Raw genomic sequence first — 23149 nt, 5'->3', positions numbered from 1 at the left:
CGAATCCGTCCCTGATTTGAACCTCGATGCATTTCCCGGCGTCAAATGCCCGGAATTTGCAGTCCGCGCCGCCGATGATGGTGCCGGAGAGGGGCTAGAAATCAGATGGATGCAGCCAAGTCGCCAGGCATTTTTATCCACCAATATACCGGGTTGCCGCAGGGCCCGGCCTTCGAACATTGGCGTGAGCGGGCGCTGGGGGCTTGTGGCCTCGAGATCGGACCGAGCCATGGCGAGAGCATCGATTGCCGCCTGCAGGTCAGCGTGGTCGACAATATCGCGCTCGCCATTCCCGAAGGCACCTCCGCGCAATATTCGCGCACCCAGAGCGGCCTCGCCGACGGCAGCGACGATCTGGTGCTGATCGCGGCGCATGCGGGTCTCGTCAACGTCAGGCAGAACGGCCACACGGTCGACCTTGCGCCGGCGCAGATGGTGCTCGCCGACATGAGCATCACCGGCAGCGTCGGTCACACCGACGAGAACCGCTTCACCACCATCCGAATGCCGCGCCGCGCGCTGCTCGACATCAATCCGCGCGCCGAAGAGAAGCTGTCGCAGGTGCTGTCCGACGGCGCCGTCGCCGAGACCATCTTCCGCTATCATGCGCTGGCTGCTCATCACGCGCCGCATCTCGACGCGGTCGGCCAGCGCCTGACCGCGCAACACATGGTCGATCTCGTCGGCCTCTTGCTCGGCACCGACGCCGAACATGCGGCGCTCGCGCGTGGTCGCGGCCATGCGGCGGCCCGTCTCGATCTCATGCGCGCCGACGTGATGGCAGCCCTCGGCCGCAACGATCTCTGCCTGTCCGAGGTCGCGACCCGCTCGGGGCTCAGCCCGCGCCAGGCGCAGCGGCTGTTCGAGCAGGCGGGCACCACCTTCACCGAATTCGTGCTCGAGCAGCGCCTGCTGCAGGCGCGAAAGCTGCTCGGCGATCCCCGCGCGCGAGCGCGCAAGATCAGCGACATCGCGCATTCCTCGGGCTTTTCCGATCTGTCCTATTTCAACCGCGCTTTCCGCAAGCGTTTTGGTGCGACCCCGTCGGAGCTGCGCGAGGCGTGAGCCTCCCGATCTTGTGCTGAGGCGCTGCGGCCGCATTTGGTCGAGCGGGGTGAATGAGCTATACCTGTCCGCGCGAATAGATCGCCGGATTGCAGGGATAGCGAAGTCAACGGACATGGCGCGTATCGTCGTGCTCGGCGCCGGATTTGCTGGCCTGTGGGCGGCCATTGGTGCCGCGCGCATGCGCGATGAGATCGGTAACGCCGGCCGCGACATCGAGATCCGCCTCATTGACCGCAATCCCTACCACAACATCCGGGTGCGTAATTACGAGGTCGATCTCAGCGAGGTCGCGCTGCCGCTGTCACAATTGCTCGATCCTGTTGGCGTCAGGCACGGGATCGGCGAGGTCGAAGCCATCGATCCGGCGCACCGCGAAATTTCGCTGGTCACGAGCAGCGGCGAGGAGACGCTGCGCTACGATCGTCTCGTGCTTGCGCTCGGCAGCGAAGTGATGTGGCCGAATATTCGAGGTCTCGCCGAGCACGCGTTCGACGTCGACACCTACACTGCGGCGCTTCGGCTGGAAGATCATCTCACCTCGCTCGGACGTAGCGCGCCCTCGCCGGGACGGTCGACCATCGTGGTGGTTGGCGCCGGCTTTACCGGCATCGAGGTCGCCGCCGAGATGCCTGAGAGGCTGGTGCGCGCCGGCATCACCGGCAGCCGCCGCATCATCCTGGTCGATTCAAGTCCCGCGGTCGGCGCCACCATCGGCGGCCACGCGCGTCCCGTCATCGAGACGGCGTTGTCGTCGCTCGACGTCGAGACGCGGCTTGGCGTGCGCCTCGCGTCGGTCGAGGCTTCAGGTGTTCGCTTGAGTTCAGGCGAATTCATTCGCACCCAGACGGTGATCTGGTGCGCCGGTCTGCGCGCGAGCCGGCTCGCCGAAAACTTTCCAGGCGCGCGCGATCGCCTCGGGCGCCTGCTGGTCGATCCCTTCATGCGGGTGGCGGACCTGCCCGGCGTCTTCGCCGCCGGCGACGTCGCCTCCAGCGTCGTCGATGGCTTGCATCCGACCGTGATGTCCTGCCAGTTCGCCCGCCCCATGGGCCGCTTCGCCGGCCACAATGTGGTCGCCGATCTCGTCGGCCGGCCGATGCTGCCGCTGCGGATTGACTGGTACGTCACCGTGCTCGATCTCGGCGATTGGGGCGCGCTCTACACGGAGGGCTGGGATCGCCAGGTGCGGACCACGGGCGCCGCCGCCAAGGCGACCAAGCAGACCATCAACCGCAAGCGCATCTATCCGCCGCTGACGGGGAGAAGGGATGAACTGTTTGCTGCCGCGGTGCCGATGGTGCAAGCACCGCCGCCGACTTATGGGGCAAAGCGACGTTGAGCTCGCCCGCGTTGTTTCGGTCCCGACGTGCTTGGACTCCCGGCACAGCGCCGCCAATTTGTTCAAACGCAATCCGGCTCGGAGAAATCTATCCGCGGAGAGATTCTGGATTGCTTCGCGCGGCCTCCTTCAGCACTGCGCTGCGTCCGGGACACGAGTGGCCCCAGACATGAGAAAGCGCCCGTGGGGGGCGGGCGCTTTCCGTAGTCGACTTGGGGTTGGGGTCGTCTACATATCCACGTGGCGACTTTGGGGGGCTGGTAAAGAGCCGCGTGAATTCCTGAAACTCAAAATCTCCTTAGCGAACGAGCGATGCGTTCGAGCTGGTGATCACAACCGGCTTGCCGGCCTTGATGACGCGAGCAGTCTGGGTCAGGCCTTCATCCGAACTCGTCCGCGCAGAGATGCCAAAGCCCGCGAGTGCGATCCCGGCAAAGAGCGCCACGGCCACCACCTTCAGGTGGGTCGAGCGATCTGCGCTGTAGATCGAGTGGTTCATGGAAGCCTCCTGCCGCCATCTACCCGAAGTAGTCGCCAGCCAGTTCAGGCAGGTTCATTGCTTCCGGTGCCCAACAACCTAGTAGTGGGGGGATTCGTTCCCAAGAGGCCATCACAAGAGCGTGACAGGACGTGAAGGATCGCGATTAAAAAGTAAGTCGCGATCGTTAAATTGTATAACTATTTCAATGTTGTAAATAGCTTCTGGGGCGGCTTGTCCGCATTTGGTCGACAAGGCGCCCGGAACTCAGAAACCATTTGCCTGTGGCTGAAAAACACACGGCTTCTTAAGGCAAATCAGATGCTTCCGACCGTTTTCAGTCTCGCTCTCGGGTGGATTTCGGCCTGCGACAGCACCGTCGTCTGGGCCCGGAACCGCTCGACCAGGGAGCGGACGAAGGGACGAATTGCCGCAGAGGTGACCAGCACCGGCGCCTCGCCTTCGCGGGCGGCGCGCTCGAAGGCCTCCCGCACCGCGGTCATGAACTCCGACAGCTTGGATGGCTGCATCGCGAGGCTGCGCTCCTCGCCCTGGCCGATGATGGATTCGGCAAAGGCCTGCTCCCACCGCGCCGACAGCGCGATCAGCGGCAGATAGCCGGCATAGGAGGTGTTCTGCGCACAGATCTGTCGCGCGAGCCGGGCGCGGACATGTTCGACCATGGTCGCCGGATTGCGCGAGAAGGCGAGCGAGTCGGCGATGCCTTCGAGGATGGTCGAGAGGTCGCGGATGGAGATGCGCTCGGCGAGCAGCAATTGGAGCACGCGCTGGATTCCGGAGACCGTGACCTGTCCGGGGACGATGTCCTTGACCAGCTCGCTCTGCTCCTTCGGCAGCTCCTTGAGCAGCTTCTGCACTTCGCCATAGGATAGCAGGTCCGACATGTTGGCCTTGAGCAGCTCGGTGAGATGGGTCGAGAGCACGGTCGCGGCGTCGACGACGGTGTAGCCCTTGAGCGAGGCTTCTTCCTTGAGGCTGGCGTCGACCCAGGTCGCGGGCAGGCCGAAGGTCGGCTCGGTGGTATGGATGCCGGGCACCTGCACCTGGCTGCCGCCGGGATCCATGACCATGAACTGGCTCGGCCAGATCTTGCCGGTACCGGCGTCGACCTCCTTGATCTTGATGATGTAGGTGTTGGCCTCGAGCTGGACGTTGTCGAGGATGCGCACCGCCGGCATCACGAAACCCATCTCGATCGCGAGCGAGCGGCGCAGCGCCTTGATCTGCTCGGTGAGGCGATCGGTGCCGTCGGGGCCGTTGACGAGCGGCAGCAGCGCATAGCCGAGCTCGATCTTGAGGTCGTCGATCTTCAGCGCGGCGGAAATCGGCTCCTCCGCCGCTGCAGCGCCCGGTGCACCCGGTGCGCCGGCCACCGGCGCGGCCTTGGCTGCTGCCTCGGCCGAGGCCGAGGTCTTCTTGTGGTTGCGGGCCTGCCAGGCCAGCGCGCCGGCGCCGGCGCCGAGCGCGAGGAACGGGATGGTCGGAATGCCCGGCAGCGCGGCCAGCACCAGCATGACGGCCGAGGACATCGCCAGCGCCTGCGGATAGCCGGAGAACTGCTTCATCAGCGCCTTGTCGGCGGCGCCGGAGACGCCGGCCTTGGAGACCAGCAGGCCCGCCGCGGTCGAGACGATCAGCGCCGGCACCTGGGTGACGAGGCCGTCACCGACGGTCAGCAGCGTGTAGCTGCGGCCGGCATCGGCAAAGGACAGGCCCTGCTGCGCCACGCCGATGATCATGCCGCCGACCACGTTGATGAAGACGATCAGCAGGCCCGCGATGGCATCGCCGCGCACGAACTTCGAGGCACCGTCCATGGCGCCGAAGAATCCGCTCTCGTCCTCCAGCGCCTTGCGGCGCTCCTTGGCGACCTTCTCGTCGATCAGGCCGGCGCCGAGGTCGGCGTCGATCGCCATCTGCTTGCCCGGCATGGCGTCGAGGTGGAAGCGGGCGGCGACTTCGGCGATGCGGCCCGAACCCTTGGTGATGACGACGAAATTGACGATGATCAGGATGGCGAAGACGATGATGCCGATGACGAAATTTCCGCCCATCACGAAGCTGCCGAAGGCTTCGATGACGTGGCCGGCCGCGTCCGTGCCCTCGTGGCCGTGCGACAGGATCAGACGGGTGGAGGCCATGTTGAGCGACAGCCGCAGCATGGTCGAGATCAGCAGGATGGTCGGGAAGGCGGAGAATTCCAGCGGCGCCTGAATGAACAGCGACGTCATCAGGATCAGGATCGAGAGCGTGATCGAGATCGCCAGGAACAGGTCCAGCACGACCGATGGCAGCGGCAGGATCAGCACCACCAGGATGGTCAGGATGCCGAGTGCCAGCGCGATGTCGCCGCGCTTCAGGATGGTGATGATTTCGGAGAGGGAGGGGATCCCGGGCTTCGCTGCGCCTACGCCCTGTCCCGCGGTGACGTCGACCATGGTAGCTGCCTCCCCGCGCGACTGCCGTCCGCGCGCCCCAAACGTCTGCGCGGCGGCCGACGGGCCGCCGTTCCGAAAGTGAGGCACCGCACTGGCGTCCACGGGGTTCCTCCCGTTCTACGCGACCGACGACACTCGACTTCACCCGGCAATTTTTGCCCGGTGTATGGTTAGCAAAGGGTTAACAAAGGGTGCGGGAGGAGGTCAGGCCGGGGTATTTCGGGACGCTCCGCGGTGTCATTCCGGGGCGGGCTTGCGCCAAGGTGCGCCCCGGATTGACGGAGGGGCCTATTTCGCCTTCTGCAGCTTCGTCACAGTGTATCCCGACGCCTCCTCCTCGGCCTCGAACGACACCTTGTCGCCGACCTTCACTTGCTTCAGCAGGGCCGGGTCCTTGACGCGGTAGACCATGGTCATGGGCTCATCCATGCCGAGGCTCTTGGCGGCGCCGTGCTTGAGCGTGATCTTGCCTGCGTTCTCGTCGATCTTCTTGACCTCGCCGCTGATCGAGGCGGCTTGCGCGAGCGCGCCCATGGTCAGGCCCAGCGTCAGGGCGAGCGCTACGGCGGTGCGGATGATCGGCTTCATTGACGTCTCCATCGTCTTCATTTCACGGTGACGTGGCCGACCATGCCGTAGTCGCGATGGTCGGGAATCAGGCAGGAAAATTCGAAGGTGCCGGGCTTGGTGAACTTCCAGACGATCTCGGCCGTCTTGTTCGGCGCCAGCCGCACCCCGTTCGGATCGTCGTGCTCCATGTGCGGATGCTTCTTCATCACCTCGGCATGCGCGAGATTTTCCTTCGTAGTGGCGAGCAGGAATTCGTGATCCTCCTTGCCGACATTGTGCAGCACGAAGCGGATCTGCTCGCCGCGCTTGACCGTGATGGTCGACGGCTCATAGGCCATCTCGCTCAAGGCGATCGCGATCGTGCGTGCGGGCTTGTTGGGATCACCGGGCTCGCCGGCCGAAAAGGAGCCGTGATGCTCATGGGACAGCGCGGGCGGCGTCGCAAGTGCGGTCAGCGCGAGGGCAAGTTTGATCGTCTTCATCTTGTTCTCCGGTTGGGTCTTCATCGAAACACTCACATTTTCATCTGTGCGCCGGCGTGGCCGGTTGCCGTGCCGGCTCCGCCGCGGGCGAGGCGACCTCGTAGGCGACGGTGCCTTGCGGGAATTGATAGGGGCCGGGATCGCGATAATCGTCGCGCGCGAGGTCCTGGCGGATCTTCATCACCGTGAACATGCCGCCCATCTCGATCGGGCCGAACTGGCCGGCGCCCGACATCATCGGCAGCGTGTTGTCGGGCGCGGGCATCTCCATGTTGCCCATCGCCATGCCTGACTGCCCCATCACCATGGCGTCGGGCGCGAGCTTGCCGACGGCCTTGGCGAGATCCTTGCGCGAGACGCCGATCATGTTGCGCATGTCGTGGCCCATCGCATTCATGGTGTGGTGCGATTTGTGGCAGTGAAACGCCCAGTCGCCGGGATTGTCGGCGAGCACATCGAACACGCGCACCGCGCCGACGGGAACGTCGGTGGTCGTCTCCGGATATTGCGCGCCCTCGGGAATCCAGCCGCCGTCGGTGCAGGTCACGGCAAAACTGTGGCCGTGCAGATGAATCGGATGGTTGGTCATGCTGAGATTGCCGATGCGCACGCGCACCTTGTCGCCGAGCCGCACCGGTAGCGGATCGATGCCGGGAAACACCCGCGCATTCCAGGTCCACATGTTGAAATCGGTCATCTCGTTGACGCGCGGCAGATAGGTGCCGGGATCGACGCGATAGGTGCTCATCACGAAGACGAAGTCGCGATCGACGGGCCGGAAATTCGGATCGCGCGGGTGCACGACGACCATGCCCATCATGCCCATCGCCATCTGCACCATCTCGTCGGAATGCGGGTGGTACATGAAGGTCCCGCTCTTCCTCATCTCGAACTCGTAGACGAAGGTCTTGCCGGGTGGAATGTGCGGCTGATTCAGCCCGCCGACACCGTCCATACCGCTCGGAATGATCATGCCGTGCCAATGCACGGTGGTGTATTCTGGCAGGCGGTTGCTGACGAAGATGCGAACCTTGTCGCCTTCGACCGCCTCGATGGTCGGCCCCGGCGACTGGCCGTTATAGCCCCAGAGATTCACCTTCATGCCTTCGGCGAATTCGCGCACCACGGGTTCGGCCACGAGATGGAACTCCTTCCAGTCGCCGTTCATGCGGAACGGCAGCGTCCAGCCGTTGAGTGTGACGACGGGGCGATAGTCCGGACCGCTGGTGGGGTGCAGCGGCGGCTGCATCACCGCCTTGTCCATGTGAACTGCTTCGGGAATCGATGCGGCCTGGACGCGGCCGCTGACAGCTGACGCGCTGACGAGCACGGCGGTGCTCAAAAATGCGCGGCGGGAAAACATGCTGACCTCCATCTCAGTGACCGCCATCGGCAGGGGCGGCGGCGATAGCGGTTGGATTGTCGCCGCCGGACGCAGGCGCGCCGCCGCCGTTGACGGCGGTCTGCAACTCGGATTGGGCGAGGAAGAAGTTTTGCCTGGCGTCGATCGCACCGCGCAGTGAGGCGAGGCGCTGCCGCGCCTCTGTCAGCAGCGCGAAGATGTCGACCTGCATGCTGGAGAAGCGCAACTGCATCTCCTCGGTGATGATTTTGCGCAACGGCAATATCTCGCGCTGATAGTGGCCAGCGATGTCGTAAGTCGAGCGATAGATCCGATAGGCATCGCGCGCTTCCGAGCGGACGTTCACGGCGCGCTCGGTCAGGCGGTTGAAGGCGAGCTTGTAGGTCTCCGCGGCTTGCCTCACGCGCACCTCGCCGCCATCGAAGATCGGGACCTGGAACTGGACATCAAAGCCGCGCTCGCGGAACGGCGCGCCCTCCGGGTCCTGGGTGCGGCGGGAGATCCCGGCGAGATCGAGCAAGGTGACGAAGCGGGTTGCTTCAGTCAGGTTCAACGACTTCGCCAGGGCCGTCAGCCCCAGCCGCGCGATCTGCAAGTCGATGCGGTGCGCGACAGCGTCGGCCTCGATCGAGGGCAGGGTCTCCGGCCGGCGCGGCAGCGGCGGCAAAGCGTTGGGCAGGCGGAAGTCGAGACGCTCGTCCCACAGCCCCATCAGCCGCGCCAGTTTTTCGCGCGCGCTTGCCGCCACCTGGCGCGCGGAGGCGAGATCGGCGGTGGTCTCGGCGTAGAACACCTGCTCACGCGCCTGGTCGAGCTTGCTGACCGAGCCGGTCTCGCCGAGTTTCACGGCGAGTTGCGCGGTCGATTCCGCCGTTGCTTTCGCGTCGGTCAGCAGCACAACCATCTCGTTTGCGGCGACCGCGCGGACGTAAGCGCGTCGCACATCGGCGGCGAGCCGCAGCGTCGCCAGCGCCGCGCGCAATTGCGCCTGGCGAAAGCCCTCGCGCGCGATGTCGGAGCGAAATGGCAGCGTAGCCAATGCCAGGATATCGCCGACCACCTGGCGCTCGATCTCGCTGGCGCCATTGCCTGAGATGCGCGAGATCGAGAATACCGGATTGGGCGGCAGGCTCTGCTCGACCAGATCGGTCTCGGCCAGCGCCAGTTCGTTATAGGCGGCCTGCAGCCCCTTGTTGTTGAGCAGTGCGATCTGCACGGCGGTCTCGGCGCTCAGTGTCCGCGACAGCAACCGGCGAACGCGCCCGTCGACCGCACCGGCTCCTTCGGCGGTACGTACGAAGGCGACGTCCTTGTTGATGGTCTGGCTCGTCAGCTCCGAGACACCGGTCATGCCGCTGTCGGGCGAGAACGCGGCGCAGCCGGAGAGGCCAAGCGCTGCGAGAACGAGCAGCCCTCGCGCCAAATGATGTGACATATGATGTGTCATGGCGCGCTCCTAGCGGTCTTGCTTCGGCGCTGGCGCGACGGCGTCGTTGCGGCCGCGCCATGGTGCCGGCGTCGACGGCCGCAAGGTCACGTAGGGCGCGACTGTCGAGCGATAGCCGACGTGCGCGACCTTTGCCGCAGGATCGGCCGGATCGACGGCGGCAATCGACGGCGTCGCGGGCATGCAGCCGGACAGCGCCAATGCGGCGAGCGCCAGCAGCGGCCAATGCAATCGCAAATGTCCTCCACGCGCCACAGATGCGGCGGCGGACTTCGCCCCGAGAAGCGTAAGCATGAATAATCCCTGATCTGTCTGGAGACCACAGGTTCGCGCGCGCGGGAACGCGCGTTCGGCCTGACGTCGTCGCGTGTCAGATCAGGTGATGGGAGGGCGGTAGTGCCGGGGTGGCGCCGCACTGTGCAGACTTACCACGATCTCGGGCACACAGGCGGACACCGGCTGCTGCGGCTTGGCGACATCAGGCAGGTCGGCCGGTAGCGCGCTCGCGCACATCATGGCGCAGCACGGGCCGAGATGGCCCTTGCTTTGATGATGGTGCGGGCCGGGCGCGTCCTGCGCCTGCTGATGAGCGTGCATGCCGGCGCGGTCGTGTGTCACGTCGCCATGGATGTGGCTGGCCGACATCTCATGATGCGCTGGCAAGAGCACGGGATCGTCGTCGAAGCACGGCGAGGCGCCGCTGCCCCAGGCGAGGCTCGCGGCCGGCGCGAGCACGCAGAACAGATAAGCGAGGGCGATGATCCGCCCCACCCTGATCCGCATCGATCGCGTCATCCGCAGCAACATTCCGACAGCATGCTCTTCCGCGCGGCATTGTTGCGCCCGCAGATTGCAAAGTAATGGCAAAGCGGCGTTTCGCCAAGCTCCTTCTTACCGCAGCGCACCGCGCATGCCCAATATCGCGGCACGATGCTTGACCAAGAGGCGTTCAGCGAACATGGTCCGCGTCGTGCACGCACCAAATCACCCAGCACAGAAACCGCCCTCTTTCACCCCTGATTCGCGTCAGGCCTGGGTGCGGCTTTTGCTCGCACTGGTGATCGGCTCGATCGGCAGCGTCGGGATGTGGGCTGTGGTCGTGGTGATTCCCCTCGTACAGACCGAATTCGCCGCCACACGAGGCGCGGTGTCGCTCGCCTTCACACTCATGATGTTCGGCTTCGGCCTCGGCGGCGTGATTGCAGGCCGAATCACCGACCGGTTCGGGATCGTGCCGGCGATGGCGATCAGTATCGCCTTCCTGGGCATCGCTAACGTACTGGCCGGGCTGTCGACGCAGCTTTGGCAATTCGTGGCGGCCTACTTTCTCGTTGGTCTCGGCACCTCGGCCACCTTCGCGCCGCTGATGGCTGAGGCCTCGCACTGGTTCGAGCGTTATCGCGGGCTCGCGGTGACCATCGTGGCAAGCGGCAACTATGTCGCGGGCACGATGTGGCCGCCGATCGTGAGCTACGGCATGAATGCCGTGGGCTGGCGCACCACTCACATCGGTATTGGCCTCGTCTGTGCGAGCCTGATGGCTGTGCTGGTGCTGGTCCTGCGCACGCAGATGGGCGACGACAAGGTCCGCAATCACGCCAATGCGCCGCCGCCGCGGGTCGATCTCAAGCTCTCGACCAACACGCTGACGGTGCTGCTCTCGATCGCCAGCATCTCCTGCTGCGTCGCCATGGCGATGCCGCAGGTCCATATCGTCGCCTATTGCGGCGATCTCGGTTATGGCGTGGCGCGTGGCGCCGAGATGCTGTCGCTGATGATGGCCTGCGGCATCGTCAGCCGCATCGGCTCGGGCTATCTCGCCGACAAGATCGGCGGCATCCGCACGCTGCTGCTCGGGTCACTGGCGCAAGGCTTCGCGCTGGTGTTCTATTTGTTCTTCGACAGCCTCACCTCCCTATACCTGATTTCCGCGATGTTCGGCCTGTTCCAGGGCGGCATCGTGCCGAGCTACGCCATCATCGTGCGCGAGGCGATGCCGGCCCGTGAAGCCGCAACCCGCGTCGGCATCGTGATCTTCGCCTCCGTGTTCGGCATGTCCTTCGGCGGCTGGGTCTCCGGCATCATCTTCGATGCCACCGGCTCCTACGCGGCAGCGTTTGCCAACGGCGTGGCATGGAATGCCCTCAATGTCGGCATCGTCTTGACGCTGCTGATCCGCTCACGCATGAGTTCGGTCAAGACAGGACCGAATTTCGCAACTTAGACCGCCTGTCCCGCCTTCAACAGGGAGCAGCCGGTGATCTTGTAGCTGCCGTCCGGCTGCTGCTCGAGCGTGTAGAGCGCTTCCCAGGCTTCGCCATTGGCGTCGATGATGTGAACACGCTGCGCAATCGCGTTGGCTTCGGTCCTGCTGTCGCCGAACTCAAAGCTCTTGTGGCGGTAGACGGGGGCGTAGCCGTTCTGCACCATCGACATGAAGATGTCGGGTGCGGGAAAGAGCTGCTTGATTGCCGGCGCGGCATAGGAATAGGCGGCGGTCGCATCGTCATGGACGAAGGCCTGCTCCTGGGCGCGGATCACCCCTTGCGCTGTCGTGACGTCGTCAGCGCGAGCGGCGAGGGGGCTGAAGGCAACAGCAAGGGCGACGACCACGGCTGCGATGCGCATGACAGGCTCCCGTTGATATGCCGGCGATGCCGACCCTAACACATCGCCGCGCCTACCGCTTCCGCTTCGGCGGCGATTTCGCTGGCGCGGCGGCACGCGCCTTGGGCTTGGACCCTGGCTGCAGGCGCAGGCCGTCGACGAAAACGTCAAGAAGCCGCTTCGCCGTTGACTGCCAGCCGGGCTGGTCATGGATGTAGCACATGCCGAAGAACGCGCGCAGCAAGTCCTCGGGACTGATGTCGGCGCGCATCGCACCGGCCGCGGCTGCGCGATCGAGCAGTGAGCCGATCGCCTTGGTCAGGCGCTCGAAGGAGAAGGCATGCAGCTCGGACCCGCTCTGCACCGCGAGCGCCAGGGCTGCCACCATGCCCTTCTTGGTGGCGACGAATTCGACACCCGAGCGCAACCAGCGCCGGAGCGCATCGACCGGATCCTTGGCGCTCTTCAACTGCTCGGCAAGCTCGCTGAGCTGCTCGACCTCGCGCCGGTAGACTGCCTCGAACAGATCCTCGCGCGTCGGAAAATGCCGGTAGAGCGTTCCGATGCCGACGCCGGCGCGCTTGGCTACGGCCTCGAGGCTTGCTTCCGAGCCGCCTGCGCTGAACACAGCCTTGGCCGCTTCGAGCACACGCTCGCGATTGCGCACGGCATCGGCGCGGGGCTTTCGGGCCTGGTCGGTGTGGTCGTCCATATCAGGCAATGTAGATCACGAATTGGTTAGATTGAACCCTTGTTGAACCCTTTGCCTGCCGCATCGCGTTGTCGGCGCACGAGCTTTCGACGAAGTCCAAATATTTTTCGGCGGCCCTTGTTAAGCGGAGGGTGCCTCCGTATCTTCGCGCAGGTGCCAGTCCTGACCCTGTCCGCGCTGGCGCGATATCGACGGCGGCCACCGCGGTGGCGCGCCGAACGATGAGCCATGTCCTTCTGATCGGAGCCTTGTATGAACCACTCCATCAGCCTCACCGTGAACGGTGCGCGGCGCGACTTCGTCCTCGACGATCCCCGCGTCACGCTGCTCGATCTGCTGCGTGAGCGCCTCCATCTCACCGGAACCAAGAAGGGATGCGACCGCGGACAATGCGGGGCCTGCACCATTCTCGTCGACGGCAAGCGCATCAATTCCTGTCTCGCGCTCGCCATCAGCCATGACGGCGCCGACATCCTCACCATCGAAGGCGTCGCGCGCGGCGACCGGCTTCATCCCGTCCAGGCCGCCTTCATCGCCCATGACGGATTCCAGTGTGGCTTCTGCACGCCCGGCCAGATCATGAGCGCCATCGGCATGATGCAGGAAGCGCAGGCCGGCAACGATCCCGAGCGTATCCGTGAATGCATGAGCGGTAATCTCTGTCGCTGCGGCGCCTATGCCGGCATCGTCGATGCTGTGCTCGAGGCTCAGGCCGGGACCGGGGAAACCAACCAGAGGCGCTCCGCATGAAACAGTTCGATTATGTCAGGCCTGCCACGGTCGCTGAAGCCGTTGCTGCCGCCGCGCAGCCGGGCGCGACCTATCTCGCGGCCGGCACCAATCTGCTCGATCTGATGAAGGGCAACATCAGCCGACCCGATCGGCTGGTGGACGTCACTCATCTTGACGGGCTCGATCGCATCGAGCGCCTCGCGGATGGGGCGTTGCGGATCGGTGCGCTCGTGAGCAATGCCGACCTTGCGCATGATGCAGAGTTCGCGAAATCCTATCCCGCGATTGCCGAAGCGTTGCTCTCCGGCGCGTCCGCGCAACTCCGAAATGCGGCGACCGTGGGCGGCAATCTGCTGCAGCGGACGCGCTGCGCGTATTTCTACGACACCGCCAGCCGCTGCAACAAACGCGAGTCCGGCAGCGGCTGCGATGCCCGCGAGGGCGAGAACCGGACGCATGCGGTGCTCGGCTGGAGCGAGAGCTGCATCGCGACCCATCCGTCCGACTTCTGCGTGCCGCTGGTCGCGCTCGACGCCATCGTCGAGATCGAAGGCAAGAACGGCCGTCGCGAGATCGCGCTCGACGAATTGCATCGCCTGCCCGGCAATATGCCGGAACGTGAATCCGCGCTCGAGCCTGGTGATCTCATCGTCGCAGTGCGTCTGCCGCCCGCGGCGCGAGGATTTGCTGCGCATGCGCGCTATCTCAAGGTGCGCGAGCGCACGTCCTACGCGTTCGCCATCGTCTCGGCCGCGGCGGCGCTGCGGATCGAGAACGGCAAGATCGCGGAGGCGCGGCTTGCGCTTGGCGGTGTCGCCGCAAAGCCCTGGCGTGCCCGCGCCGCGGAGGATATTCTTAAGGATATTGCGCCCACGGCAGATGTTTTCCAGGAAGCCGCCTGGCGCGCGCTCAGCGCCGCAAAACCGTCCGGCGACAACGCCTACAAGATCGAGCTGGCGCGCCGCATCGTCGTGCGTACGCTGACCCTTGCTGCGGCCGGTACGCCCGCGCGTGTCCCCGCGCTGCCCGCTTCCCCCTTTGCTTCGACGTCTGGAGCCATTCATGCCTGAGCTCAATCTCACCAGCGCACCCGCGCATCTCCGCCACGGCTCCAGCATCGGCCAGCCGATGACCCGCCGCGACGGCGTGCTCAAGGTCAGGGGCCAGGCGACCTATGCCGCCGACAATCATCCGCCCGGCATGGTGTTTGCGGTGATGGCGGTGTCCAGCATCGCGCATGGACGCGTGACCTCGCTCGATGTCGCCGCCGCCAAGCGTCATCCCGGCGTCATCGACGTGATGACGCCCGACCACAAGCCGCAGCTCGCGATCGACCCTGAGATCAAGACCAACCCGTTCGTGTTCCGAATGGAGGTGTTGCAGAGCGACGAAGTGCGTTATGCCAACCAGCCCATCGCTGTCGTGATCGCGGAAACGCTCGAGGCGGCGACGGAAGGCGCGGTGCTGCTCGCGCCGCGCTATGCGGCGCTGCCCGCGCTGGTCGGGCTCGATGCGGGTGAGAGTTACGTGCCGCCCGTCGTCGGTGTCGGCAATCCCGCCGAAAATCAGCGCGGCGACGTCGAGGCCGGTCTAGCGGCTGCGGACAAGCAGATCGATGCGACCTATGAGACGCCGCCGCAATATCACAACGCGATGGAGCCGCATGCAATCGTCGCGCACTGGGACGGCGACAAACTGCAGATCGACATGCCGACACAGGGGCTCATGCTGTCGCTTGGACGTGTTGCCGAGCTGTTCGGCATTGCGCCCGACAAGATCCATATCCGCAGCCCGTTCCTCGGCGGCGGATTCGGTTCAAAGGGGCTGATGGCCGGTCCTCCCGTCCTCGGCATCATGGCGGCCAAGCTGGTCGGCAAGCCGGTCAAGCTCGTGCTGCGCCGTGAGCAGATGTACGGCCCGGTCGGCCACCGCGCGCCGACGCGCCAGCGCCTGCGCATCGGTGCCGACGCCGAAGGCCGCCTGACCGCGCTCGATCACCACGCGCGGACCGTGTCGAGCACGTTCGACGATTTCTACGAGCCGGCGGCCGATGCCTCGCACACGCTCTATGCGGCGCCCGCGATCCGCACCTCGCACGACGCCGTGCGCGTCAACACCGGCACGCCCCTGTTCATGCGCGCGCCGGGCGAGGCGACGGGATCGATTGCGCTGGAAAGCGCGGTCGACGAGATGGCCTGGGCCTGCGGCATGGATCCGCTCGCCTTCCGCTTGAAGAACTACGCCGAGGTCGAGCCGATCACCGGAAAACCATTTTCGTCGAAAGCGCTGCGTGCCTGTTACGATCAGGGCGCCGCGCGTTTCGGCTGGGCGAAGCGCTCGCTTCAGCCGCGACAAATGCGCGACGATGCCGGACTGCTGGTCGGCTGGGGGATGGGCACCGCGACGTTCCCCGCGCTGATGTTCCAGGCCGAAGCGCGCGCCGTGATCCGCCGTGACGGTACTGGCGCAATGGAGATCGGCGCGCACGACATGGGGCAGGGCGCCTGGACGGCGCTTGCGCAGATCGCAGCCGACGCCGTCGGCCTCGATATCGACCGCGTCAGGTTCAAGGCGGGCACGTCCGATCTTCCTGATGCGGGCATCGCCGGCGGCTCCGCGCACACCGCGACCGCGGGAGCTGCGATCCACAGCGCCGGCGCGGCCGTGATCGCCAAGCTTGCCGATCTCGCCACCAATGACGAGCGATCGCCGCTGTTCGGCGCCGGCAATGCCGGTGTGATCGCGCGCGACGGCCGGTTGATCCGGCGCGACGACGAGAGCCGCAGCGAGAGCTATACCGAGATTCTCGCGCGTGCCGGCGTCGCCGAAGTCGAGGCGCGCGGCACCGGTGCGCCGAATCCGGCGGCGATGGAAGAGTATGCGATGCACGCCCATGGCGCGGTGTTCGCGGAAGTGAAGGTCGATCCCGAGCTCGGCCAGATCCGCGTCACCCGCATGGTCGGCGCTTTTGCCGCGGGCCGCATCGTCAACCCGCATCTGGTGAAGAGCCAGCTGTTCGGCGGCATGATCTGGGGCGTGTCCTTTGCGCTGCACGAGGAGGCCGTCATCGACCGCCGCAGCGGACGGATCATGAATGCCAATCTCGGCGAATACCACATCCCTGTGAATGCCGACGTGCCGCCGCTCGACGTCATCACGGTCGAGGAGCACGACCCCCATGTGAACGCGCTCGGCGTCAAGGGCGTCGGCGAGATCGGCATCACCGGTAGCGCCGGTGCGGTTGCTAATGCCGTCTGGCATGCGACCGGCGTGCGGGTGCGCCGCTTCCCGATCCGGATCGAGGAGCTGCTGACGGGCCTCTGACGGCAGCGGGCGGGCCGCGATCATCTCGCGGCGTCCGCCTCAGAACGTCGGTGGAGTGCAGGCCGAGATCACTTCGCACGGCTTGCCGCCGACACAGCGGAAGCGATGCGGGCGGCGGCTCTCGAAATAGTAGGCGTCACCCGGATTGAGGATGCGGCGTTCGTCCTCGACGGTGACCTCGAGCTTGCCCGAGATCACGATGCCGCCTTCCTCGCCGTCATGGACGAGGTGCACGCGTCCGGTGTCGCTGCCGGGTTCATAGCGCTCTTTCAACATCTGCAGGCTGCGGCCGAACAGATTGTCGCCGATCTGCCGATACGAGATCGGCTTCTTGCCGACCTCTGTGAGCTCCTCCGCCCGGTAGAAGATCTTGCGCCTCGACTCCGGCTCCAGCGCGAAGAACTCGGCGAGCCCCATCGGGATGCCGTCGAGGATGCGCTTGAGCGCGCCGACCGACGGGTTCATCTGGTTGGATTCGATCAGCGAGATGGTCGAATTGGTGACGCCGGCGCGTTTTGCCAGCTCGCGCTGCGACAGCTTGTGGCGCGCCCGGATGAATCGCAGCCGTCCACCGATGTCGACGCTCATGGCTCTGGCCTCTGTTGCAGGTGTTGCGGATCGCGCAAATATGGACCGGCAGGCCCCGTAAAATCAATGGCTTGCAGACCACCAGAAAAGGACTTGTTGCCCTATCGAAGCCGTGGCTCTGCTAGGCGGTCAGCACAGGAGCGTGGCCCGTGACCCTTCATCAGATTCCGAACACTATCAAGACCGACTCGTTCTGGATGCCGTTCACGGCCAACCGCCAGTTCAAGAAGGCGCCGCGCCTGTTCTCGTCGGCCGAGGGCATGCACTACACCACGGTCGACGGCCGCAAGGTGATCGACGGCTCCGCCGGCCTCTGGTGCGTCAATGCCGGCCACGGCCGCAAGCAGATCGCGGCCGCCGTCGAGCGGCAGCTGATGACGCTGGACTTCGCGCCGACGTTCCAGATGGGTCATCCGCTGGCTTTCGACTTCGCCGAGCGCCTTGCCGAGATTGCGCCGAAGGGCCTCGACCGCGTCTTCTTCACCAACTCCGGCTCTGAATCGGTCGATACCGCGCTGAAGATCGCGCTCGCCTATCACCGTGCCACAGGCCAGTCGAGCCGCACCCGCCTGATCGGCCGCGAGCGCGGCTATCATGGCGTCGGCTTCGGCGGCACCTCCGTCGGCGGCATGGTCGCCAACCGTCGCGCCTTCGCGACCCTGCTGCCCGGCGTCGATCACCTCCGCCACACCCATGATCTCTCGCGTAACGCTTTCGCCAAGGACCAGCCGGATCACGGTGCCGAGCTCGCTGACGATCTCGAGCGTCTGGTCGCCCTGCACGGTGCCGAGACGATCGCCGCCGTCATTGTCGAGCCGGTGCCGGGTTCGACTGCGGTGCTGCCGCCGCCGAAGGGCTATCTGCAGCGCCTGCGCGCGATCTGCGACAAGCACGGCATCCTCCTGATCTTCGACGAAGTCATCACGGGCTTCGGTCGCCTGGGCACGCCGTTCGCCGCCGACTTCTTCGGTGTCACGCCGGACCTGATGACGACCGCCAAGGGCATCACGAACGGCACCATCCCCTGCGGCGCGGTGTTCGCGAGCCGCAAGGTGCACGACGGCATGATGGTCGGCCCCGAGAACCAGATGGAGCTGTTCCACGGCTACACCTATTCTGCGCACCCGACCGCCTGCGCCGCCGGCATCGCCACCCTCGACATCTACAAGGATGAAGGCCTGCTCACGCGCGGTGCGACCATGGCCGAATACTGGCGCGATGCGCTGCATCAGCTGAAGGGCCTGCCCAACGTCGTCGATATCAGAAATTGCGGCCTGATGGGCGCGGTCGAGCTGGCGCCGCGTGACGGCGTCGTCGGCGCGCGCGGCTATGACGTCATGGTCGATTGCTTCAATACCGGCCTTTACCTGCGCATGAGCGGCGACAGTTTCGCGATGTCGCCTCCGCTCATCGTCGAGAAGAGCCACATCGACCAGATCGTCTCGATTCTTGGCGACGCCATCAAGAAGGTGGCCTGACAATTGCTCTCGCCGCTGCAGGGTTCTATCTTGCAGCGGCGAGCGTGATGCCGCGGGAGTTTGACCAAGCGTGAAAGTTCTGATCCTCGGCAGCGGTGTCATCGGTGTCACCTCTGCCTATTACCTCGCCCGTGCCGGTCATGAGGTGACGGTCGTCGACCGTCAGCCCGAACCCGCGCTGGAGACCTCGTTTGCCAATGCCGGCGAAGTGTCGCCCGGCTACTCCTCGCCATGGGCTGGTCCCGGCGTGCCGGTGAAAGCGGTCAAGTGGCTTCTGATGAAGCATGGTCCGCTGGTGATCCGGCCGAAGCTCGATCCCGTGATGTGGGTCTGGCTGCTCAAGATGCTGCGCAACTGCACCAGTGCGCGCTATGCCGTCAACAAGAGCCGGATGATCCCGATCGCGGAATACAGCCGCGATTGCCTGCGCGATTTGCGCCGCGACATCGGCATTCAATATGACGAGCGTTCGCAGGGCACGCTGCAGCTGTTCCGCTACCAGGCCCAGCTCGACGGCACCGGCGAAGATATCGCCGTGCTCAAGCAATACGGCGTGCCCTTCGAAGTGCTGAGCCGCGAGGGCTGCATCGCGGTCGAGCCGGCATTGGCGAGCGTGAAGGAAAAGGTCGCCGGCGGGCTTCGCCTGCCGCAGGACGAAACCGGCGATTGCCATATGTTCACGCAGGCGCTGGGCAAGCATGCCGAGGCGCTCGGCGTGCGCTTCCTGTTCAACACGGGCATCGACCGCATTGTCACGGACGGCACCGGGGTCAGCGGCGTGGCGACCAGCGCCGGCCTGCTGCAGGCAGATAGCTATGTTCTCGCGCTCGGCAGCTATTCGTCACGCATGGCTGCGCCGCTCGGCATCTCCCTGCCGGTCTTTCCGGTGAAAGGCTATTCGATCACCGTGCCGATCAAGGACGCCTCCGGTGCACCGGAATCGACCGTGATGGACGAAAGCTACAAGGTCGCGATCACCCGTCTGGGCAATCGCATCCGCGTCGGCGGCACCGCCGAAATTTCCGGTTTTTCGACCCGGCTTTATGATGCGCGCCGCGCCACGCTCGATCATTCCCTGACCGACCTGTTCCCGCGCGGCGGCGATCTCTCCAAGGCCACGTTCTGGAGTGGCCTGCGTCCGATGACGCCGGACGGTCCGCCCGTGATTGGCCCAACGCAATACGCCAACCTTTACCTCAACACCGGTCACGGCACGCTCGGCTGGACCATGTCCTGCGGTTCGGGGCGGGTGCTCGCCGACATGCTGTCGGGCAAGAAGCCGGAGGTGGACGTCAGTGCGCTGACGGTGGATCGGTACAAGCACCGGTTTGGGTAGGACTCGATCCGCTCGTCATTGCGAGCGCAGCGAAGCAATCCAGTATGCCTCCGCGGAGACAATCCGGATTGCTTCGTCGCATCAGCGCAAATTGCTTCGCAATTTCGTCGCGAGCTCCTCGTAATGACGGCGTGGAGGCAGCGCGCCCCTGCGCGGAAGGAGAGAGGCTTACGGCCCCGTCACACAATTCACCCACAGCACCACGGCCTTTGCATCCTGCGCCGGATTGGAAAACCGGTGCGGCCTTCGGCTGACGAAGCGAAAGCTGTCGCCGCTCTTCAGCGACCAGGTCTCGCTATCCACGGTCAACATCATCTCTCCTTCGAGCACGAGGCCGGCTTCCTCGCCGTCATGGGTGTAGAGCTCATCGCCCGTGGAGCCGCCGGGCTCCAGATGCACCAGGAACAGATTGAGCTTGTTGTCGGCACTGGCCGGGCTGAGCAATTGCTTGGATACACCGGTGCGCCAGAGTTTCAGTTCCGGCCGCTGCAATCCGCGGGTCACCACCTGATCGGACGCGCCATCGGCGCTCGGGCTCGCGCCGAACAGCGCTGCAATGCCGACGCCGAGCACATCGGCGAGCGTCGCCAGCACGCGCAACGATGGCGACGACAGCCCGCGCTCGATCTGGCTGAGGAAGCCGATCGACAGACCCGTGCGCGCTGCCACCGTTTCGAGCGAGAATCGCCTGACACGGCGAAGATCGCGGATGCGGCGGCCGACCGCGACGTCCATGGCGGGCTCCGCCGGCTTCGCGGACGCCTTCCTGCGGTTGCTGGCCTTCCTGGCCGGCCTCGCGGAGGCTGGTTTGCGCATTCTCTTGCCACCGCTCACGTCAAACCGCATCTTTCATCTGGATGAAAATCGCTTGCATCGTCTGCGAAACTGTGACCAAATTTTCATATCGGTGAAAATAGGCCGAAACGGCTTGGGCCGCAACGTCTGATCACGACATGCGCGAGCGCCGTCATCGGCAAGCCCAAAGGGGGACGCGATGAAGCTTTTTGGTCTGGCCGCGGTTGCGGCGCTCGCGATTGCGGCGGTGACACCCGCTTCGGCGCAGCAGGTGCTGAAGGTCGGTTCGACGCCGACGGGCATTCCCTTCACCTTCCTCGATACCAAGACCAACTCCATCCAGGGGATCATGGTCGATATCGTCACCGAGATCGGCAAGGACGCCGGCTTCAACGTGCAGATCGAGCCGATGCAGTTCTCGGCGCTGATCCCGTCGCTGACCTCGAGCAAGATCGACATCATCGCCGCCGCGATGTTCATCACGGCGCCGCGCAAGGAGGTCGTCGACTTCTCAGACCCGATCTACACCTATGGCGAAGGCCTGGTGGTGCCGAAGAGCGACACCAAGGCCTATGCCACGCAGGAGGATCTCAAGGGCGAGACCGTGGGTGCCCAGGTCGGCACCGCCTTCGTCGATGCGCTGAAGAAGTCCGGCTTGTTCGCCGAGGTGAAGGCCTACGACACCATTCCCGACATCCTGCGCGATGTGAACACCGGCCGCCTCAAGGCCGGTTATGCCGACTATCCGATCCTTGCCTACAATCTGAAGCAGGGCGGCTTCCCCGAGGTGCGCCTCGTCGACGGCTACAAGCCCGTCACGGTCGGCTCCGTCGGCATCGGCGTCCGCAAGGGCGAGAGCGCGCTGCTCGCCAAGATCAACGCCTCGCTCGCCAAGCTGAAAGCCAATGGCACCATCGACAAGATCCTCGATAAATGGGGCCTGAAGGCTCAGGGTTGATCGAGGCCGATCGCGCATCGAAGGCTGCCCATGAAAGGTTTCTGGCACGACGCCGCCGAGTTCTTTCCGATCCTGATGAACGGCGTCGCGCTGACCATCATCGTGACGATCGGCTCGCTGCTGCTATCGACGGCGCTCGGCCTGATCTGGGCCATGATGCGGGTCTCCGGCATCAAGGCGCTGGCGATGCTCAGCGCCAGCATGATCAACGTGATCCGCGGCATTCCGATCATCGTACTGCTGTTCTACCTCTACTTCGTGATGCCAGATCTCGGCGTCACGCTATCGGCCTTGCAGGCCGCAATTCTCGGCCTTGGCATCGCCTATTCGGCCTACCAGGCCGAGAACTTCCGCGCCGGCATCGAGGCGATCGACAAGGGCCAGATCGAGGCCGCGCAGTCGATCGGCATGGGCTGGTGGCTCACCATGCGCCGCGTGGTGCTGCCGCAGGCGGTGCGCATCGTGCTGCCTCCTTACGGCAACGTCATGATCATGATGCTGAAGGATTCGTCGCAGGCCTCGACCATCACGGTCGCCGAGCTCGCCCTGCAAGGCAAGCTGATCGCGTCGTCGACCTTCAAGAACACCAACGTGTTCACGCTCGTAGCCTTGATGTATCTCACCATGAGCATCCCGTTGATCCTGCTGGTGCGTCATTTCGAGAAGCGAGCCGGCAAGAAATGATCGAGCTCAGCGACGTCCACAAGAGCTTTGGCAAGGTGGAGGTGCTCAAGGGCATCACAGCCTCCGTGCAGAAGGGTGAGGTGGTTTGCATCATCGGACCGTCAGGCTCGGGCAAGTCCACCATCCTGCGCTGCATCAACGGGCTCGAAAGCTACGACCGCGGTGAGATCAGCATCGAAGGTTTGAAAGTGGACCGCGATGCGCCGACGATTGTCGATATCCGCACGCAGGTCTCGATGGTGTTCCAGCGCTTCAATCTGTTCCCGCATCGTACCGCGCTCGAAAACGTCGTCGAGGGGCCGCTGTTCGTGAAGAAAGAGCCGCGGGCCCGGGCGTACGAGCGTGGTCGCGCGCTGCTTGCTCGCGTCGGGCTGGCCGAGAAGGCCGATGTGCACCCGCCGCAGCTGTCGGGCGGCCAGCAGCAGCGCGTCGCGATTGCGCGGGCGCTAGCCATGCAGCCGAAGGCAATCCTGTTCGACGAGCCGACCTCGGCGCTTGATCCCGAGCTTGTCGGCGACGTCCTTGGCGTCATGCGCAAGCTCGCCGACGAGGGCATGACCATGGTCGTCGTCACCCACGAGATGGGCTTTGCCCGCGACGTTGCCGATCGCGTGTTGTTCATCGACGGTGGCGTCATCGTCGAGCAGGGGCCGGCCAAGGAGTTGCTCAATCAACCCCAGCATCCGCGTACGCAGGACTTTTTGCGCCGCGTGCTGCATCCGCTTTGAC

24 protein-coding genes are annotated in these 23149 nt (G+C 65.0%); 12 read left to right on the top strand and 12 right to left on the bottom strand.

Annotation, left to right across the window (positions count from 1 at the left end):
- Positions 1-105 precede the first annotated feature (105 nt).
- Positions 106-1065: an AraC family transcriptional regulator gene (locus ACVIIW_RS03395; RefSeq protein ID WP_456699447.1), complete on the top strand. Its 960-nt coding sequence runs from the start codon at positions 106-108 to the stop codon at positions 1063-1065.
- A 115-nt stretch (positions 1066-1180) separates the two neighbouring features.
- The gene (locus ACVIIW_RS03390; RefSeq protein WP_456699446.1) at positions 1181-2407 is read left to right on the top strand and encodes an NAD(P)/FAD-dependent oxidoreductase; all 1227 of its coding nucleotides are present in this window, start codon (positions 1181-1183) and stop codon (positions 2405-2407) included.
- A gap of 298 nt (positions 2408-2705) precedes the next feature.
- Here the strand turns inward: ACVIIW_RS03390 and ACVIIW_RS03385 are convergent, their stop codons facing one another.
- The 8 genes from ACVIIW_RS03385 to ACVIIW_RS03350 all read right to left on the bottom strand — a co-directional run bounded on the left by ACVIIW_RS03385 (position 2706) and on the right by ACVIIW_RS03350 (position 9989).
- The gene (locus tag ACVIIW_RS03385; RefSeq protein WP_092233715.1) at positions 2706-2906 is read right to left on the bottom strand and encodes a hypothetical protein; all 201 of its coding nucleotides are present in this window, start codon (positions 2904-2906) and stop codon (positions 2706-2708) included.
- 296 nt (positions 2907-3202) lie between these two features.
- A complete protein-coding gene (flhA, locus tag ACVIIW_RS03380; protein WP_456699445.1) occupies positions 3203-5344 on the bottom strand; it encodes a flagellar biosynthesis protein FlhA in 2142 nt (713 codons plus the stop codon).
- Between the two features lie 288 nt (positions 5345-5632).
- Positions 5633-5932: a copper-binding protein gene (locus ACVIIW_RS03375; RefSeq protein WP_456699444.1), complete on the bottom strand. Its 300-nt coding sequence runs from the start codon at positions 5930-5932 to the stop codon at positions 5633-5635.
- Positions 5933-5949: 17 nt separating this feature from the next.
- Positions 5950-6396: a cupredoxin domain-containing protein gene (locus ACVIIW_RS03370; protein ID WP_456699443.1), complete on the bottom strand. Its 447-nt coding sequence runs from the start codon at positions 6394-6396 to the stop codon at positions 5950-5952.
- Positions 6397-6436: 40 nt separating this feature from the next.
- Positions 6437-7759 carry a copper oxidase gene (locus ACVIIW_RS03365; protein ID WP_456699442.1) on the bottom strand — a complete coding sequence of 441 codons (1323 nt, stop codon included), beginning with the start codon at positions 7757-7759 and terminating at the stop codon, positions 6437-6439.
- A gap of 13 nt (positions 7760-7772) precedes the next feature.
- The gene (locus ACVIIW_RS03360) at positions 7773-9194 is read right to left on the bottom strand and encodes a TolC family protein (RefSeq protein WP_456705076.1); all 1422 of its coding nucleotides are present in this window, start codon (positions 9192-9194) and stop codon (positions 7773-7775) included.
- A 21-nt stretch (positions 9195-9215) separates the two neighbouring features.
- Positions 9216-9500, bottom strand: coding sequence for a hypothetical protein (locus ACVIIW_RS03355; RefSeq protein ID WP_456699441.1), 285 nt, complete (start codon positions 9498-9500; stop codon positions 9216-9218).
- A gap of 81 nt (positions 9501-9581) precedes the next feature.
- Entirely contained in the window at positions 9582-9989 is a 408-nt protein-coding gene (locus ACVIIW_RS03350) for a hypothetical protein (protein ID WP_456699440.1), read from the bottom strand.
- 175 nt (positions 9990-10164) lie between these two features.
- Between ACVIIW_RS03350 and ACVIIW_RS03345 the strand changes: the two genes are divergently transcribed.
- Entirely contained in the window at positions 10165-11430 is a 1266-nt protein-coding gene (locus tag ACVIIW_RS03345; RefSeq protein WP_456699439.1) for an MFS transporter, read from the top strand.
- On the opposite strand, the gene ACVIIW_RS03340 is transcribed toward ACVIIW_RS03345, so the two are convergent.
- Complete coding sequence (locus ACVIIW_RS03340) at positions 11427-11834, bottom strand: DUF4864 domain-containing protein (protein ID WP_456699438.1); 408 nt, start codon at positions 11832-11834, stop codon at positions 11427-11429. The two genes, ACVIIW_RS03345 and ACVIIW_RS03340, sit on opposite strands and share 4 nt — an antisense overlap.
- A gap of 52 nt (positions 11835-11886) precedes the next feature.
- Positions 11887-12525: a TetR/AcrR family transcriptional regulator gene (locus ACVIIW_RS03335; protein ID WP_456699437.1), complete on the bottom strand. Its 639-nt coding sequence runs from the start codon at positions 12523-12525 to the stop codon at positions 11887-11889.
- Positions 12526-12777: 252 nt separating this feature from the next.
- Between ACVIIW_RS03335 and ACVIIW_RS03330 the strand changes: the two genes are divergently transcribed.
- The 3 genes from ACVIIW_RS03330 to ACVIIW_RS03320 are packed head-to-tail and all read left to right on the top strand — an operon-like array spanning position 12778 to position 16581.
- Positions 12778-13275: a (2Fe-2S)-binding protein gene (locus tag ACVIIW_RS03330; protein ID WP_456699436.1), complete on the top strand. Its 498-nt coding sequence runs from the start codon at positions 12778-12780 to the stop codon at positions 13273-13275.
- Positions 13272-14327 (top strand): FAD binding domain-containing protein, encoded by a 1056-nt coding sequence (locus ACVIIW_RS03325; protein WP_456699435.1) that lies wholly within the window; start codon positions 13272-13274, stop codon positions 14325-14327. Before ACVIIW_RS03330 ends, ACVIIW_RS03325 begins: the two co-directional genes overlap by 4 nt.
- Entirely contained in the window at positions 14320-16581 is a 2262-nt protein-coding gene (locus ACVIIW_RS03320) for a xanthine dehydrogenase family protein molybdopterin-binding subunit (RefSeq protein WP_456699434.1), read from the top strand. The genes ACVIIW_RS03325 and ACVIIW_RS03320 overlap by 8 nt, the downstream gene beginning before the upstream one ends.
- Before the next feature lie 39 nt (positions 16582-16620).
- Here ACVIIW_RS03320 and ACVIIW_RS03315 read toward each other — a convergent pair whose 3' ends face one another.
- Positions 16621-17169 (bottom strand): cupin domain-containing protein, encoded by a 549-nt coding sequence (locus ACVIIW_RS03315; protein WP_092233681.1) that lies wholly within the window; start codon positions 17167-17169, stop codon positions 16621-16623.
- A gap of 149 nt (positions 17170-17318) precedes the next feature.
- On the opposite strand from ACVIIW_RS03315, the gene ACVIIW_RS03310 reads away from it, so the two are divergent.
- Both ACVIIW_RS03310 and ACVIIW_RS03305 read left to right on the top strand, forming a co-directional pair.
- Positions 17319-18647 carry an aminotransferase class III-fold pyridoxal phosphate-dependent enzyme gene (locus ACVIIW_RS03310; protein ID WP_456699433.1) on the top strand — a complete coding sequence of 443 codons (1329 nt, stop codon included), beginning with the start codon at positions 17319-17321 and terminating at the stop codon, positions 18645-18647.
- A gap of 70 nt (positions 18648-18717) precedes the next feature.
- Entirely contained in the window at positions 18718-19983 is a 1266-nt protein-coding gene (locus ACVIIW_RS03305) for a D-amino acid dehydrogenase (RefSeq protein ID WP_456699432.1), read from the top strand.
- A gap of 168 nt (positions 19984-20151) precedes the next feature.
- Here ACVIIW_RS03305 and ACVIIW_RS03300 read toward each other — a convergent pair whose 3' ends face one another.
- Positions 20152-20799, bottom strand: coding sequence for a helix-turn-helix domain-containing protein (locus ACVIIW_RS03300; RefSeq protein WP_456699431.1), 648 nt, complete (start codon positions 20797-20799; stop codon positions 20152-20154).
- On the opposite strand from ACVIIW_RS03300, the gene ACVIIW_RS03295 reads away from it, so the two are divergent.
- From ACVIIW_RS03295 to ACVIIW_RS03280, 4 genes are read left to right on the top strand one after another with little or no spacing between them, the layout of a single operon-like run.
- Positions 20717-20929 (top strand): hypothetical protein, encoded by a 213-nt coding sequence (locus ACVIIW_RS03295; RefSeq protein ID WP_456705358.1) that lies wholly within the window; start codon positions 20717-20719, stop codon positions 20927-20929. The two genes, ACVIIW_RS03300 and ACVIIW_RS03295, sit on opposite strands and share 83 nt — an antisense overlap.
- Positions 20930-20977: 48 nt before the next feature.
- Positions 20978-21736: an ABC transporter substrate-binding protein gene (locus ACVIIW_RS03290; protein WP_456699430.1), complete on the top strand. Its 759-nt coding sequence runs from the start codon at positions 20978-20980 to the stop codon at positions 21734-21736.
- Between the two features lie 30 nt (positions 21737-21766).
- Positions 21767-22420, top strand: a complete 654-nt coding sequence (locus tag ACVIIW_RS03285) for an amino acid ABC transporter permease (RefSeq protein WP_456699429.1) — start codon at positions 21767-21769, stop codon at positions 22418-22420.
- Positions 22417-23148, top strand: coding sequence for an amino acid ABC transporter ATP-binding protein (locus tag ACVIIW_RS03280; protein ID WP_456699428.1), 732 nt, complete (start codon positions 22417-22419; stop codon positions 23146-23148). Before ACVIIW_RS03285 ends, ACVIIW_RS03280 begins: the two co-directional genes overlap by 4 nt.
- Position 23149: the final 1 nt, after the last annotated feature.

The sequence above is a fragment of the Bradyrhizobium sp. USDA 4449 genome, assembly GCF_054056275.1.
Note: the sequence above shows the minus strand (reverse complement) of the source record. Positions and strands in the feature narration are given on the sequence as shown.

Bases quoted from the DNA above. Each gene is read 5' to 3' on its own strand.
- ACVIIW_RS03345 (WP_456699439.1), top strand. From the start codon at position 10,165: ATGGTCCGCGTCGTGCACGCACCAAATCACCCAGCACAGAAACCGCCC.
- flhA (WP_456699445.1), bottom strand. From the start codon at position 5,344: ATGGTCGACGTCACCGCGGGACAGGGCGTAGGCGCAGCGAAGCCCGGG.
- ACVIIW_RS03360 (WP_456705076.1), bottom strand. From the start codon at position 9,194: ATGTCACATCATTTGGCGCGAGGGCTGCTCGTTCTCGCAGCGCTTGGC.
- ACVIIW_RS03390 (WP_456699446.1), top strand. From the start codon at position 1,181: ATGGCGCGTATCGTCGTGCTCGGCGCCGGATTTGCTGGCCTGTGGGCG.
- ACVIIW_RS03280 (WP_456699428.1), top strand. From the start codon at position 22,417: ATGATCGAGCTCAGCGACGTCCACAAGAGCTTTGGCAAGGTGGAGGTG.
- ACVIIW_RS03295 (WP_456705358.1), top strand. From the start codon at position 20,717: ATGGCGGGCTCCGCCGGCTTCGCGGACGCCTTCCTGCGGTTGCTGGCC.
- ACVIIW_RS03340 (WP_456699438.1), bottom strand. From the start codon at position 11,834: ATGCGCATCGCAGCCGTGGTCGTCGCCCTTGCTGTTGCCTTCAGCCCC.
- ACVIIW_RS03350 (WP_456699440.1), bottom strand. From the start codon at position 9,989: ATGCGGATCAGGGTGGGGCGGATCATCGCCCTCGCTTATCTGTTCTGC.
- ACVIIW_RS03285 (WP_456699429.1), top strand. From the start codon at position 21,767: ATGAAAGGTTTCTGGCACGACGCCGCCGAGTTCTTTCCGATCCTGATG.
- ACVIIW_RS03395 (WP_456699447.1), top strand. From the start codon at position 106: ATGGATGCAGCCAAGTCGCCAGGCATTTTTATCCACCAATATACCGGG.
- ACVIIW_RS03355 (WP_456699441.1), bottom strand. From the start codon at position 9,500: ATGCTTACGCTTCTCGGGGCGAAGTCCGCCGCCGCATCTGTGGCGCGT.
- ACVIIW_RS03365 (WP_456699442.1), bottom strand. From the start codon at position 7,759: ATGTTTTCCCGCCGCGCATTTTTGAGCACCGCCGTGCTCGTCAGCGCG.
- ACVIIW_RS03300 (WP_456699431.1), bottom strand. From the start codon at position 20,799: ATGCGCAAACCAGCCTCCGCGAGGCCGGCCAGGAAGGCCAGCAACCGC.
- ACVIIW_RS03385 (WP_092233715.1), bottom strand. From the start codon at position 2,906: ATGAACCACTCGATCTACAGCGCAGATCGCTCGACCCACCTGAAGGTG.
- ACVIIW_RS03290 (WP_456699430.1), top strand. From the start codon at position 20,978: ATGAAGCTTTTTGGTCTGGCCGCGGTTGCGGCGCTCGCGATTGCGGCG.
- ACVIIW_RS03330 (WP_456699436.1), top strand. From the start codon at position 12,778: ATGAACCACTCCATCAGCCTCACCGTGAACGGTGCGCGGCGCGACTTC.
- ACVIIW_RS03335 (WP_456699437.1), bottom strand. From the start codon at position 12,525: ATGGACGACCACACCGACCAGGCCCGAAAGCCCCGCGCCGATGCCGTG.
- ACVIIW_RS03325 (WP_456699435.1), top strand. From the start codon at position 13,272: ATGAAACAGTTCGATTATGTCAGGCCTGCCACGGTCGCTGAAGCCGTT.
- ACVIIW_RS03315 (WP_092233681.1), bottom strand. From the start codon at position 17,169: ATGAGCGTCGACATCGGTGGACGGCTGCGATTCATCCGGGCGCGCCAC.
- ACVIIW_RS03320 (WP_456699434.1), top strand. From the start codon at position 14,320: ATGCCTGAGCTCAATCTCACCAGCGCACCCGCGCATCTCCGCCACGGC.
- ACVIIW_RS03370 (WP_456699443.1), bottom strand. From the start codon at position 6,396: ATGAAGACGATCAAACTTGCCCTCGCGCTGACCGCACTTGCGACGCCG.
- ACVIIW_RS03375 (WP_456699444.1), bottom strand. From the start codon at position 5,932: ATGAAGCCGATCATCCGCACCGCCGTAGCGCTCGCCCTGACGCTGGGC.